Source organism: Candidatus Palibaumannia cicadellinicola, assembly GCF_002855795.1.
Lineage (GTDB): Bacteria > Pseudomonadota > Gammaproteobacteria > Enterobacterales > Enterobacteriaceae > Baumannia > Baumannia cicadellinicola_C.
Window position 1 is genome coordinate 1 of the sequence record NZ_NJPO01000034.1, and the last position, 14,011, is coordinate 14,011.

General features: G+C 41.4%; 13 protein-coding genes and 1 pseudogene. 3 read left to right on the forward strand and 11 right to left on the reverse strand.

Translation table 11 applies throughout. The features are described 5' to 3' along the window. The 3 genes and pseudogenes from CEX73_RS03465 to nuoN all read left to right on the forward strand — a co-directional run. Nucleotides 1–326: pseudogene (locus CEX73_RS03465) on the forward strand (NADH-quinone oxidoreductase subunit L); the annotation flags it as partial. A gap of 102 nt (nt 327–428) precedes the next feature. Beyond that, on the forward strand, nt 429–1,961 hold the full coding sequence (gene nuoM / locus CEX73_RS00515; RefSeq protein ID WP_101626677.1) for an NADH-quinone oxidoreductase subunit M: 1,533 nt from the start codon (nt 429–431) through the stop codon (nt 1,959–1,961). A gap of 11 nt (nt 1,962–1,972) precedes the next feature. Further along, the gene (nuoN, locus tag CEX73_RS00520; RefSeq protein WP_101626678.1) at nt 1,973–3,457 is read left to right on the forward strand and encodes an NADH-quinone oxidoreductase subunit NuoN; all 1,485 of its coding nucleotides are present in this window, start codon (nt 1,973–1,975) and stop codon (nt 3,455–3,457) included. A gap of 15 nt (nt 3,458–3,472) precedes the next feature. On the opposite strand, the gene CEX73_RS00525 is transcribed toward nuoN, so the two are convergent. From CEX73_RS00525 to prmB, 11 genes are all read right to left on the reverse strand, one after another. Then, nucleotides 3,473–4,051, reverse strand: coding sequence for a UbiX family flavin prenyltransferase (locus CEX73_RS00525; RefSeq protein ID WP_101626686.1), 579 nt, complete (start codon nt 4,049–4,051; stop codon nt 3,473–3,475). Between the two features lie 83 nt (nt 4,052–4,134). After that, on the reverse strand, nt 4,135–5,658 hold the full coding sequence (gene purF / locus CEX73_RS00530; RefSeq protein WP_101626679.1) for an amidophosphoribosyltransferase: 1,524 nt from the start codon (nt 5,656–5,658) through the stop codon (nt 4,135–4,137). A gap of 36 nt (nt 5,659–5,694) precedes the next feature. Continuing rightward, nucleotides 5,695–6,174 carry a CvpA family protein gene (locus CEX73_RS00535; protein WP_101626687.1) on the reverse strand — a complete coding sequence of 160 codons (480 nt, stop codon included), beginning with the start codon at nt 6,172–6,174 and terminating at the stop codon, nt 5,695–5,697. Between the two features lie 65 nt (nt 6,175–6,239). Then, nucleotides 6,240–6,740, reverse strand: a complete 501-nt coding sequence (locus CEX73_RS00540) for an SPOR domain-containing protein (protein ID WP_101626680.1) — start codon at nt 6,738–6,740, stop codon at nt 6,240–6,242. After that, the gene (gene folC / locus CEX73_RS00545) at nt 6,733–8,004 is read right to left on the reverse strand and encodes a bifunctional tetrahydrofolate synthase/dihydrofolate synthase (protein WP_438819074.1); all 1,272 of its coding nucleotides are present in this window, start codon (nt 8,002–8,004) and stop codon (nt 6,733–6,735) included. The genes CEX73_RS00540 and folC overlap by 8 nt, the downstream gene beginning before the upstream one ends. Nucleotides 8,005–8,072: 68 nt before the next feature. Next, a complete protein-coding gene (gene accD, locus CEX73_RS00550) occupies nt 8,073–8,945 on the reverse strand; it encodes an acetyl-CoA carboxylase, carboxyltransferase subunit beta (protein WP_101626681.1) in 873 nt (290 codons plus the stop codon). 9 nt (nt 8,946–8,954) lie between these two features. Then, nucleotides 8,955–9,782, reverse strand: coding sequence for a tRNA pseudouridine(38-40) synthase TruA (gene truA / locus CEX73_RS00555; RefSeq protein ID WP_101626682.1), 828 nt, complete (start codon nt 9,780–9,782; stop codon nt 8,955–8,957). A 77-nt stretch (nt 9,783–9,859) separates the two neighbouring features. Next, a complete protein-coding gene (locus CEX73_RS00560; RefSeq protein WP_101626683.1) occupies nt 9,860–10,996 on the reverse strand; it encodes a 4-phosphoerythronate dehydrogenase in 1,137 nt (378 codons plus the stop codon). A gap of 91 nt (nt 10,997–11,087) precedes the next feature. Then, nucleotides 11,088–12,305 (reverse strand): beta-ketoacyl-ACP synthase I, encoded by a 1,218-nt coding sequence (gene fabB, locus CEX73_RS00565; RefSeq protein WP_101626684.1) that lies wholly within the window; start codon nt 12,303–12,305, stop codon nt 11,088–11,090. Nucleotides 12,306–12,351: 46 nt separating this feature from the next. Further along, complete coding sequence (gene aroC, locus CEX73_RS00570) at nt 12,352–13,443, reverse strand: chorismate synthase (protein WP_101626685.1); 1,092 nt, start codon at nt 13,441–13,443, stop codon at nt 12,352–12,354. Between the two features lie 18 nt (nt 13,444–13,461). After that, the coding region (gene prmB / locus CEX73_RS00575; protein WP_101626689.1) for a 50S ribosomal protein L3 N(5)-glutamine methyltransferase at nt 13,462–14,011 on the reverse strand (550 nt) is incomplete at its 5' end.

Consider the following 14,011-nt stretch of genomic DNA (forward strand, 5'->3'; position numbering starts at 1 on the left):
TATGCCTAGCTGCTATTTTGTGGCTTGGGCAGCGCAGATTAGTTAATTTATTATCTACTAACGCATTAAGACGTTTGATTTTGGTATGGTGGTTTAATGCCTGGGGTTTTGACTGGCTATATTACCATATTTTCGTCAAACCTTATTTGACTATTGCCCAACTTTTATCCTCAGATCCGATCAATACTCTGATGAATATCCCGGCAGTCCTGATTAGATGGTTAGGGTTAGGCATTAAGATAAGTGAGAATGGTAAGTTACGTTGGTATGCGGCGTCGATGTGTTTGGGTGCTGTAATAGTTCTCGTATTGCTAGTGTTTCGTTGAAAACCACGATGACGCCGTCAGCTAATAGTAGGTAGAGCAAGTAGTATCAACAAAATAAGTGATTAATTAATCCATTTGTTCAAATAAGGAAAGCAAAACTTCATGCTACTACCTTGGCTAATTTTGATCCCTTTTATAGGCGGTTTGTTATGCTGGCAATGCGAACATTTTGGCACCAGGATACCACGCTATATTGCTTTGATCGCGATGGGCCTAACCCTAGCACTATCCTTATTACTATGGTACGAGGGAAGCTTCCCGATAGTTATAGCACATGGATTACCGCAATGGCAGGCGGAATATCTGCTACCTTGGATTCCAAGGTTTGGCATCAACATTCATTTTACCTTGGATGGCCTATCGATACTAATGGTAGTACTTGCTAGCTTTTTAGGCATACTAGCTATTCTCTGTTCCTGGAGTGAAATTCAGCGTTACCAGGGATTTTTCTACCTGAATTTGCTATGGATTTCAGGCGGGGTTATCGGTGTCTTCATGGCTATTGATATCTTTCTGTTTTTCGTATTTTGGGAAATGATGTTAGTCCCTATGTATTTTTTGATCGCATTATGGGGTCATAAGGCATCGGACGGTAAGACTCGTATTACCGCTGCAAATAAATTTTTTATTTATACTCAGGCTAGTGGTCTTGTGATGCTAGTAGCGATCTTAGGACTAGTATTCGTACACTATAATGCTACAGGGGTCTGGACTTTTAACTATAATGATCTGTTGTTTACACCGATGTCTGATAAAGTAGAATATTTGTTGATGCTTGGTTTTTTCTTAGCCTTTGCTGTCAAAATGCCTATAGTGCCACTGCATGGCTGGCTACCGGATGCCCATAGTCAAGCTCCGACCGCTGGTTCGGTTGATTTAGCTGGTATTTTGCTTAAAACAGCTGCCTATGGATTACTACGTTTCAACCTACCGTTATTCCCGCATGCGTCCCATAAGTTTGCTCCTATAGCAATGTGGTTGGGGGTAGTTGGTATTTTCTACGGAGCCTGGATTGCGTTTTCAGAAATAGATATTAAGCGGCTTATCGCTTATACGAGTATTTCCCACATGGGCTTACTATTAATAGCTATCTATAGCGGCAATGAACTTGCTTTTCAGGGAGCTGTAGTACAGATGATAGCCCATGGTTTATCTACTGCTGGTCTATTTATCATCTGCGGTCAGTTATATGAACGTTTACATACCCGTGATATACGTATGATGGGTGGTTTATGGAGCCGGCTTAGCTTGATTCCAGCATTTGCGCTATTTTTCGCCATGGCTATGCTAGGTATGCCAGGTACAGGAAATTTTGTGGGGGAAATAGCTATTTTATTTGGCTGTTTCTCAATCGTTCCTATGATTACAATCATTTCTACTTTTAGCCTAGTGTTTGCCTCGATTTATTCTCTTATGATGATGCAGCGTGTTTACTATGGACCGGCAAAATCAAACGATTTATTAGCAAAAATGACGCTACTAGAACAGCTAATCATGATGTTATTAGTTGTACTACTTGTGCTACTAGGTTGTGTACCACAACCTATTATGGATACTTCAGCTGCAGCAATGAGCAATATTCAGCACTGGTTCGCTGTTGATGCGAGTTTTACTATGTCAAAAATAGAGTTATAGTAGTCATGATTATGACAATAATTATTAAGCTATTACCTGTTATAATAGTAGGATTAACAATGGTTGCTGTGATGCTATCTATTGTTTGGCAACGTAACCATTTTCGAAGTGCAACTTCGACAGTAATAGGCTTAAATCTAGCACTATTTTCGCTCTGTTTAGTAGCATATAGCAGTGATAGCGGCGTTACTGATTTAACGCCGCTGATACGTGTAGATCATTTTGCGATCTTCTATACCGGTATTGTACTAATAGCTAGTTTAGCAACTAGTACACTAGCTTATGCCTGGCTAGCAGGCTATCCAGGTAAACGAGATGAGTTTTATATACTAGTGCTTATCGCTACGAAGGGGGGCATTATGCTGGCTTGCGCCAACCATCTAACGACACTTTTCCTTGGAATTGAGCTCATTTCTCTACCTTTGTTTGGTATGATAGGATATGCCTACGACATAAAAAAATCGCTGGAAGCGTGTATTAAATACACATTATTATCGGCAGCTGCCTCCTCTTTTCTTTTATTCGGTATAGCATTGGTATATGCTGCAACCGGTCAACTATCATTTATAGGCATCGGTCAGACACTAAATGACACTATGCTACATAATCCTATGCTATTAGCAGGACTAGGAATGATGATAGTTGGAATGGGTTTTAAGCTATCATTAGTACCATTTCATCTGTGGACGCCAGATGTTTATCAGGGTGCGCCAGCGCCTGTTTCTACTTTCTTGGCCACAGCTAGCAAAATAGCTATTTTTGCTAGCATGATGCGCTTATTATTTTACGCTCCGTTTATTAAGAATAATGGAGTACAACTAGTACTAGCTATGATAGCTTTCTGCTCTATGCTTTTCGGTAATCTGATGGCTTTGAGCCAAAGTAACATTAAACGGGTATTAGGTTATTCTTCAATCGCTCATCTTGGCTATGTATTAGTTAGTGTTCTTGCGATACCGCATACCTTAGCACTAGAAACAGTAGGTATTTATCTAGTTAGTTATCTATTTGCTAACTTAGGTGCATTTGGAGTTGTTAGTCTGATGTCTAGTCCTTACCGCGGAGATGATACAGATTTATTGTATTCCTATCGTGGCTTATTTTGGCATAAGCCGATACTTTCGGCTGTGATGACGGTAATGATGCTATCGCTAGCGGGCATTCCTATGACATTAGGCTTTATGGGTAAATTCTATGTTATTGCCTTAGGTGTTAATAGCCACTTATGGTGGCTAACTAGCGGGGTAATCGTTAGCAGTGCTATTAGTCTGTTTTACTATTTACGCATTATGGTTAGCTTATACTTATACCCTCCTAAAAATAGGCATAGCGATACTCCTTCTCACTGGATGTTAACAGGCGGGGGGATCATGGTGCTGATATCCTTACTATTTGTGCTGTTGCTTGGGCTTTATCCACAACCACTGATTAATCTAGTTCAGTGGGCACAGCCAATAGCAATAGATTCATTCAATTCAAGACAAGGATATTTTTAAGTAAGGTAAGATCGGTTAGCTGCCTTCTTCTCCTTGCCAAGGTTGAAAAAGATTATCAGATAACGTTAGATCTAATTGATCTAACGTACGATTAACTGTTTGATCAATGATATCGCTTACTTTACTCGGACGGTGGTAAAATGCGGGTACTGGTGGCATAATAATTGCTCCTAGTTCCGCTGCAGTGGTCATCATACGCAGATGACCCATATGTAATGGTGTTTCCCGTATACATAGCACTAACCTACGCCGTTCTTTCAGTACAACATCTGCAGCACGAATAAGTAAGTCGTCGCTGTAACTATGAACTATACCGGAAAGAGTTTTGATCGAACACGGCAAAATAATCATACCAGCTGTTTTAAAAGAACCAGAACTAATACTTGCGGCGATATTACGTGTATCATGCACTACGTGGGCTAGTGCCTGCACTTCGCACAAAGCAAAATTGGTTTCTAGCGCTAGTGTCTGGCACGCAGCTAAACTAAAAACTAGATGAATTTCAAGATTAGGTAAGGTACTTAGTACTTGTAATAAACGTACGCCATAAATAGCCCCACTAGCGCCACTGATACCAACAATCAAACGTTTTATCATAGATAAATATCCAGCTGGGAATAAAAAAGAAAAAAACTAGGTATGTAGATCTTCAGGTTTTGTGATTATTATAGTGGTAATTAACCTTCGTTATAGATTTCAAGATGTTCCACTTCTACTTCTGTTTGAGCGGGTAATGCTTGATAAGAATTATTGCGTAATGACTCAAGAGAGTCGAGATAAGACTGATCAACGTCACAAGTAACATAGATACCATTGAATACCGATGATTCAAATTGCTTTACATTTGGGTTATCTTCCCGTACAGCCTGTTCTAAAGCTGACAAATCTTGGAAAATTAAGGCATCTGCATCAATTAATTGCCTAATTTCATCTACGTCGCGTCCATGGGCAATTAATTCATTGACGCTAGGTATGTCAAGACCATAAACATTAGGGAAGCGAATTTCTGGAGCTGCCGATGCTAAATAGACATTGCTAGCGCCTGCTTCGCGCGCCATTTCGATGATTTGTTCCGAAGTAGTACCACGGACAATAGAGTCATCTACTAGTAAGACATTTTTATCGCGGAATTCGGCGCCATTAGCGTTTAGTTTACGGCGTACTGACTTTCTACGTCTTTGTTGACCAGGCATGATAAAAGTGCGCCCGACGTAGCGATTTTTAACGAAACCTTGACGATATGGTTTATCAAGAATGCGAGCAATCTCCAAAGCGATATCACAAGAAGTTTCTGGAATAGGAATCACTACATCAATTTTGAGCTTGACCCACTCGCTTGCTATTTTTTCACCTAAAATCTTACCCATGCGGACCCGAGCACTATAGACTGAAATGTTATCTATGAAAGAGTCAGGTCGAGCGAAATATACATATTCAAACAAACATGGATGTTGCTGTGGATTATCGGCGCACTGTCTAGTAAAAAACTGGCCCTGATCGGTAATATACACGGCCTCGCCGGAAGTAATATCACGCAGTAATTCAAAGCCCAGGGTATCTAGCGCTACGCTTTCAGAAGCAATTATATACTCATTACGGCCATCTAATAAGGTACGTTTACCTATCACTAGCGGTCGGATTCCGTTAGGATCGCGGAAAGCAAATAAACCATGGCCGATAATCATGCCTACGCAGGCATAAGCTCCACGTATTTGCCGATGTATTGCAGTGATCGCAGCAAAAATATTATCGGCTTTTAATGGATAGTTAGGAAAACGATCTAACTCAGTAGCTAAAAGATTAAGTAGTATTTCGGAGTCTGAGGTAGTGTTAACATGACGCCTACCTTTTTCGAACAGCTTCTTACGTAATTCATGAGCGTTAGTTAAATTACCGTTGTGCGCCAGGGTGATCCCAAACGGAGAATTAACGTAAAATGGTTGTGCCTCAGAAGCACTAGAACTACCGGCGGTAGGATAGCGGACATGGCCAATATTGCTATTACCTTGTAGGCGTTGCATGTGTCGGATATGAAATACATCTTTGACTAATCCATTAGCTTTACGCATGCGAAAACAGTTTAATGCATCTGTGGTTACGATGCCTGCTGCATCTTGTCCACGGTGTTGTAGCACCGTTAATGCATCATAAATAGACTGATTAACCGGCATCACACCTGCTATCCCAACAATACCGCACATGTTTTTATTTCCTCATCAGCGTTAAAATGATTGCTTTTACACAAAACTAGACGTTTTTTGCAGAGAACGTAAAAATAATTTAATTATACCGCGGAATTCTGGTATCAACTGGGACTGTTGCCAATCTTGACTATGAGGAAAACTAGTGAAAGTATTGAGAAACCACAGCACTGCTGAGACGATCAGTATGCCTCGCAGCAAGCCGAAACATATACCTAACACACGGTCAATGCAGGATAGGCCTGTTAGCTCTACCAGTGAGCTAACGATACTATTTACTATCTGCCCTATAAGTAGAGTTGCAATAAAAAGTAAGGTAATAGCAATACTATTCCGAACTATCTGTTCTTCAAATTTGGTAAAGTAAATAGCAATAGTCTTATAATAGTTGCCTGATATCAAAACAGCACAAGCAAAAGTAATTAAAGATAATACTTCTCGAAGTAAACCACGAATAAGACTTACCATAGTAGAAAAAATTACTATGCCAAAGATTACATAATCTATCCAGCTCATGCGTGCATCCATTTGTACTGCAACCTACGTTATTTATGTCTTTCTATATTTAATTTCTTGCGATGCTACTCAGCATCGATCTTAGCTATATCTATATATGGATACAGCTGGCCATTAAGGGCACTTAACTGGTTTAACTCTTTAAGAAAAAGCTGTAACTTTTTTTTCGAAGTATCCGGGCCGACAAAGATACGTGTAATTTGTCCTTCTACCGGTATAGAAGGTAACGTATATACCGAGTATCCAGATAGCCGCAGCTGATCCACAATTTCTAATACCTTCGGAGCGTTTTTTAATGCTCCTAACTGTACCACCCAAGCCTGGGGCTGATCTATTTGTGATTTTACTATATTTTTTTCTAATGAATTACTCGGCAATTTCTGATTATGATTAGCTAGATATGAAATCTCTCGCTTATTGTTGTTAAGTTCAGGCGCAAGTGGAATAGCAACAAATTTATCATGAACAATATTTTTATTACTGTGAAGCAGACTAGGTAGAACAATTATCCCTAATGCAATAATTATCATGGTCCCAGCTAGACGATTATTAAACTTGCTATCCATGTTTATGAACCCTCATTACTGAGGCTACGGTATGAAATGACCCGAAAACTAGCACACAGTCTTCTGGAGCGGCATCTAACATAACCTGCCGCCAAGCGCTAACAACATCCTTAAACAGTTGCGCATCGCTATCAAGCCATGTCGCAAGTTGTTCTGCGCGTGCTGCACATGGATCTTCCAACGTTGCGCAGTACCATACCGCTACTTTATCGCGTAGACAAGTTAGCGTACTTTGAATATCTTTATGAGCCAGCATACCCACAACTGCCCTAATTTTTCCAATCGGAGATAAATGCAGTGTGTCTAGCTGGCGCGCGATATAATCTGCGGCATGGGGATTATGTGCAACATCTAGGATAACTAGTGGTTGCTGGCGGATAATCTGGAAGCGTCCCGGTAGCATCGCATCGCATAAACCTTGACGAATAGAATCTTCATGTACCACAAAAGGTAGGTGGTGCACTGTCGCTAATGCGGTAGCCGCATTAGCGAGCGGAATCGTAGGTAACGGTAGCCTTTGTAACTGGCTATCTTTCTCCCACCAATGCCAGCAACTATTTTCTTCTACCCTAAATCCCCAATCTCTATCACGGGCAAACAATTTAGCACAGCAGTTATCAGCAGCTATATCTAGGGTAATAGGTCGGTCGGATTCACCAACAATTACTGGTTTACCATAACGGATAATTCCCGCTTTTTCGTATGCAATACTTGCACGATCTGAACCTAGCCAGGCTGTATGATCTAGAGCAATACTAGTGATTACGGCAACATCTGCGTTAACGATATTTGTTGCATCTAATCGACCGCCTAGTCCAACCTCAAGGATTACTACATCTAACGTCGCTTGGCAAAATAGCTGTAACGCAGATAGTGTACTGAATTCAAAATAACTCAAAGAGGTATTATGGCGACCCATTTCTACGACTGCCATTGCTTCACTGTGAGCAGCTTCGGCTAGTTCCTCTCCGTTAATGCGTACCCGTTCTGTATAGTGTAACAGATGGGGTGAACTAAAAACGCCAACTTGTAGACCATAAGATAACAAAATAGCTTCTAATAGCCGGCAGGTTGTGCCTTTACCGTTAGTGCCTCCAACTGTTATTACCAGCGGGGCTGGTTTGAGTAGATCTAGGCTGTTTGCTACATGGCGTATTCGGTCTAAGCCTAAATCTATGGGCTTTACGTGCAAATTATTGATATAATCAAGCCATACAGCAAGTGGCGACTCTTCGTGAGGAATAGTCATCGTAAAATTATTAATATTTGTATTCATTAGTTCATAGTGTTATTTCTTTAATAAGGAAACGTGAAACGATAAAGTTCTGCTTATTATTGATCTTTTGATTGTGGCGGATGACAGTGGGTTAATTTAGCAAGCAAGCTAGCTAGACGCCAGCGCATGTCGAGTCTACGTACAATCATATCAATAGCGCCTTTTTCCAGTAAAAATTCGCTGCGCTGAAAACCGGCAGGTAGTTTTTCACGTACTGTCTGTTCAATGACTCGCGGACCGGCAAAACCAATTAAAGCTTTTGGCTCAGCGATATTTAAATCCCCTAGCATAGCTAAGCTAGCGGAAACCCCACCCATAGTGGGGTCAGTGAGCACCGAGATATAAGGTAAACGCCGATCACGCAGCCTAGCGAGCGCAGCGCTCGTTTTCGCCATTTGCATCAGCGACATCAAGGCTTCCTGCATACGAGCACCCCCACTAGCTGAGAAGCACACTAACGGACATTTATCTGATAAAGCTTGTTCTACGGCACGTACAAAACGTGTACCTACCACAGAAGACATAGAGCCCCCAATAAAAGAAAATTCAAAGGAAGCAGCAACAATAGGCATATTATATAATGTACCTTTCATAACTACGAGTGCGTCTTTCTCATTAGTTGCTTTTTGGGCAGCAATTAAGCGGTCTTTATATTTTTGAGAATCTTTAAATTTAAGGATATCTTTCGGCTCTAGTTCACTACCTAGCTCGTAGTGACTATTTTTATCTAAAAAAGCGTGCAGGCGCTCCCGCGCTGTTATACGCATATGATGGTCACACTTGAGACATACCTCCAAATTACGTTCTAATTCTGCACGGTATAATACTTGACTACAGCTATCACATTTGGTCCATATTCCTTCGGGGATATTTACTCTCCGTGTAGAAGTAATAGTACTTTTATTGAGAATACGTTCAATCCAGCTCATCGACCAAACCTAGTTTTGATATGATACAAGACTATCATAATTGAGAACCACTTGTTCTAACGATAACGACGGTAGTCCAAAACGGGAAGGATAGTCTACACTGATCAAGTAAAGTCCTTTTGCACGGGCGGTAACACCGGCTAAGGAACGATTTTTAACAAATAACAGATCTGCAATCCAACTTTCAGGTTTTTTACCGCATCCTACTTCTAGTAAACTGCCTACAATATTACGAACCATATGATAAAGAAACGCATTGGCTGTGATATCTACTAAAATATAAGGTCCCTTACGTTTTACTATCAACTGATGCAAATTACGCCAAGGAGTACGAGACTTACATTGCAGTGCACGGAACGAAGTAAAATCATGTTCTCCTAGCAAGCATTGGCCTGCGCGCTCCATTTTACTTGTATCTAGTGGTTGGTAATAATGCGTTAATCCGTTACCTAGTATTACTGGGCGCAGCCGATGGTTATAAATTATATAGCGATACCGACGTGCGGTGGCACTAAAACGTGCATGAAAATCTGTTTTGACCGGCATGACCCAACGTACCGCAATACTAGTAGGTAAATGGGCATTAACTCCTAGCGTCCAAGCTGTATTAGTTCTATGTGCACAGGTTTCAAAATGAATAACTTGTCCGGTGGCATGTACGCCGGTATCAGTACGACCTGCACAGTATACTGAAATAGGTTCATTAGCGACGAGCGATAGTGCTTGCTCTAAGCAGGCTTGCACGCTAGGTACATTTGGCTGTCGCTGCCAGCCCGAATAGTGACTACCATCGTATGCTATGCCTAGTGCTAGTTTTATGCTACTCTTATTAGTCACTTTACTTTTTTGTTTCTAGTCTAATTTAAACATTAGGTACATATTTTGGTCTTTTTGTTATAATACTACTAATATAGTTAATTATTATTATAAATAGCATAAAAACCAAGCTTAGTAAGCTTATCTGCACTAACGCTATTATCAGTATCAACGTATAGTGATGACCACTCCCTACGGTCAAAATAACTTTTTCTTAGTTGGTCAAATCCCCTAGGTAAACAGATAGTGCGGCGTAAAAGCATGTCATCATACCGCAAGTCGTATACTAAATGGGCTAATCTACGTAGTGCTTCTTCGTCAATCGCGCCACGCCAACGTACTCGTTCTAACTTGGGCGCAGGCAAAAGATCCGATAGATCTATGCGTTCACCTGCACCTAGGAACGCACTATAGGCGTTATAAACCTGAATACTACCACGTACCTTACCTTCCAAGCTATAGCCAGCGATATGCGCTGTACCTATATCTACGCGTGCTAATAGCGGTAAAAGAAGTTCTGGCTCAGACTCCCATACATCTAGCACAACAGTAAGTAACTTGCCCCCTTTTAAAGCTCGTAGCAGCGCGGCATTATCGACTACTGCACCCCGGCAGGTATTAATTAATATGCGTTTCGCGGAAGGTAGCGCTGAGAGCATCTCATCGTTTACGAGATGCCAGGTAGTATGCGGTCCATGGTAGGTTAGTGGAGTATGTAAGGTTAGTATGTCGGCTTCCGCAACTAGCTTTGCCATGGGTTTCCAGTCACCGATAGCTCCTGCTTCAGCCTGTGGTGGATCACATAATAAAGTTGGTACACCAAACGTATAAAGACGCTGGTGCAATAGGCTACCAACGTTACCTACACCAATGATGCCAACAATTTTGTCACGTAGGTCAAAACCGTCGCGCTGTGCTAACCATAATAAAGCTGAGAAAACATATTCTACAACTGCAATAGCATTACAACCAGGAGCAGAGGAGAATCTAATACCTGCTTGCTCCAACCAGGTTTGATCAATATGATCAATACCTGCGGTAGCGGTACCAACGAATTGTACTAGACTACCATCTAATAGAGATTGATCAACGCGAGTAACCGAACGCACTATTAGCGCGTCGGCAGCTAAAATATTTTGTGCTGTGATCTGCCGTCCATTTACTACTTCCACTTCGCCCAGGCGGCTAAATAGCGCCTGAGCGTAGGGCATATTTTCATCAACTAATATTTTCACATGATGACTCCGCCACAAGATTATTATCTAGATTCACAGAGCAAAAAATAACCTCCTCTAGACTGTTGATTTTGATTTGTTAGAACACTACTTACTCATACGGATATCTACGCATGACTAATGTAGCATTAGTTCCGCCAAAACCAAAACTATTGCTCATAACAGTAGTTAATTTACGCTGAATGGGTTTAGTTACTAGATTCATACCCTCTGCCTTAGGATCGATGTGATCAATATTAATACTAGGGGCAATAAAATTGTTTTCCATCATTAGTAAAGTAAAAATGACTTCATGTACTCCTGCGGCACCCAAGGAATGTCCGGTCATGGCTTTAGTTGATGATAATGCTGGATGTTTCTTACCAAAAGTTTCATGAATAGCCCATAGTTCTTTTACATCGCCGACTGGTGTTGAGGTACCATGCACATTAAGGTAATCAACTAATGTATCGACATTTTTTAGCGCCATTTGCATACAACGAATAGCACCATCACCAGATGGTACTACCATGTCAACCCCATCTGATGTAGCACCATAACCAATGAGCTCACCATAAATATGAGCATCTCGCGCCAGTGCATGCTTTAACTCTTCTACTACAACGATACCTCCACCTCCTGCAATAACAAAACCATCGCGATTGACATCATAGGTACGGGACGCTTTATCCGGAGTTGCATTATAACGGGTAGAGAGCGCCCCCATGGCATCAAACTCGCAAGCCATCTCCCAGCATAACTCTTCACCCCCTCCGGCAAAAATTACATCCTGTTTATCTAACTGAATTAGTTCTAATGCGTTACCAATGCAGTGTGCAGAAGTTGAACATGCAGAGCTAATAGAGTAGTTGACTCCCCTAATTTTAAATGGTGTGGCTAGGCATGCAGATACCCCGGATGCCATAGCTTTCGTAACCATATAAGGACCTACACCCCGCAGTCCACGGGTACGCATAGCATTAGTGCCAGTAACCTGATTACGTGGTGAACCCCCACCTGAGCCAACTATAATACCAGTGCGATCATTGGAAATCATTTTTTGTGTAAGTTCAGAATCAGCAATTGCCTGTTCCATGGATAAAAAAGCATAAATAGAAGCATCACTCATAAAGCGTGCAATTTTACGATCAATAAGCCCAGTTATATCAGTTTTAACATTGCCCCAAACATGGCTACGCATACCAGAATCTTTAAATTCTTGGGAAAAGCTAATCCCGGAGCGACCTTGTTGCAAAGATGCTAGTACTTCGTATTGGTTGTTACCAATACTTGATAATATCCCTAGACCTGTAATTACCGCACGTTTCATGTAATACCTCTTGTAACATATTTAGGATTTCATTATGTACAGTAGTTTACTGAAGTAATTTTTGCTTTTTTAATCGAAAATCTCCGCACTGTGCGCGATAACGTAAAAAGTGATCCATAAGCACAATTGCTGTCATTGCTTCCGCGATAGGTACCGCGCGTATGCCGACACAGATATCGTGCCTTCCGTCAAGAACTATTTCTACTACTTCACCTTGGCTGGTTACGGTACGGCAAGGTTTAATAATGCTAGAAGTGGGTTTAAGTGCGATATGAGCGATGACCGGCTGACCACTACTAATACCGCCTAGAATACCGCCAGCATGGTTACTTTGAAATCCTTCAGAAGTCATTTCATCGCGATTTTCGTGCCCTAATTGATTAATTACCGCGAAGCCATCGCCTATTTCTACCCCTTTGACCGCATTTATACTCATTAATGCATGGGCTAAATCTGCATCAAGACGATCAAATACTGGTTCGCCTAAACCAGCAGGAATATTTTCCGTGACTATTGTCACTTTGGCACCAATAGAGTCACCACATTGTTTTAAATGATGCATCAGCGCGTGTATTGCTTCAATACGATCGATGTCAGGACAAAAAAAATGATTCTGCTCAACTTGGTCCCAATCTTTTAGTTCACATTTTATATGTCCTATCTGCGCTAGAAATCCCCGAACTTTAACTCCGTACTGATACGCTAAGTATTTTTTAGCAATGGCTCCGGCTACAACGCGTATCACCGTTTCACGCGCAGATGATCTACCTCCTCCCCGATAATCCCGTAGGCCATATTTTTGCTGGTAGCTATAATCAGCATGTCCTGGCCGGTAAATATCACGAATACTATCGTAATCCTCTGAACGCTGATCTTCATTTTTAATCAGCAGGCCTATACTGGTACCGGTAGTCACTCCTTTGAACACACCGGATAGTATACGTACTTTATCTCGTTCACGCCGTGGCGTAACATAGCTGGATGTACCTGGGCACCGTCTATCTAGATCATGCTGTAAATCATCTTCGCATAATATGATTCCGGGAGGAACGCCATCAATAATACCCCCTAATGCCCGACCATGAGATTCACCGAAAGTAGTTACGCGAAATAAATTTCCAATACTATTCCCTGCCATTGTTTATCTCGATACTAGTTAATTACGGTAAAGCATAAAGATATCTCTACACTCTACGAGTTGCTGACGGGTTAACATGAAAATACCGTTACCTCCATTTAGTAATTCTAGCCAACGGAAGGGAATTTCTGGGTACTGCTTTATCAAAGGTATCATACTATTACCTACTTCACAGATTAGTATTCCCTGTGTGCTAAGGTAGTCAGGGGCACAGGCCAGAATGCGGCGTACTAGTTTTAGTCCATCCTGTCCAGCAGCAAGACCGAGAATTGGCTCTGCATGAAACTCCAACGGTAGATTATTCATACTTTCCTTATCTACATAAGGAGGATTAGTAACTATTAAATCATAACATAGCGGAGACAATTCTCGAAATAAATCGGAGCGGATAGGATAAACACGATGCTTAACATCATGTTCCTGAATATTATATCTTGTGACAGTAAGCACATCGGCAGAAATATCTACGGCATCAACTTTGGCTTCTGGATAAAGGTAAGCACAAGCGATGGCGATGCAGCCACTACCAGTACACATATCAAGGATATGTGATGGTGGTTGAGGAAGT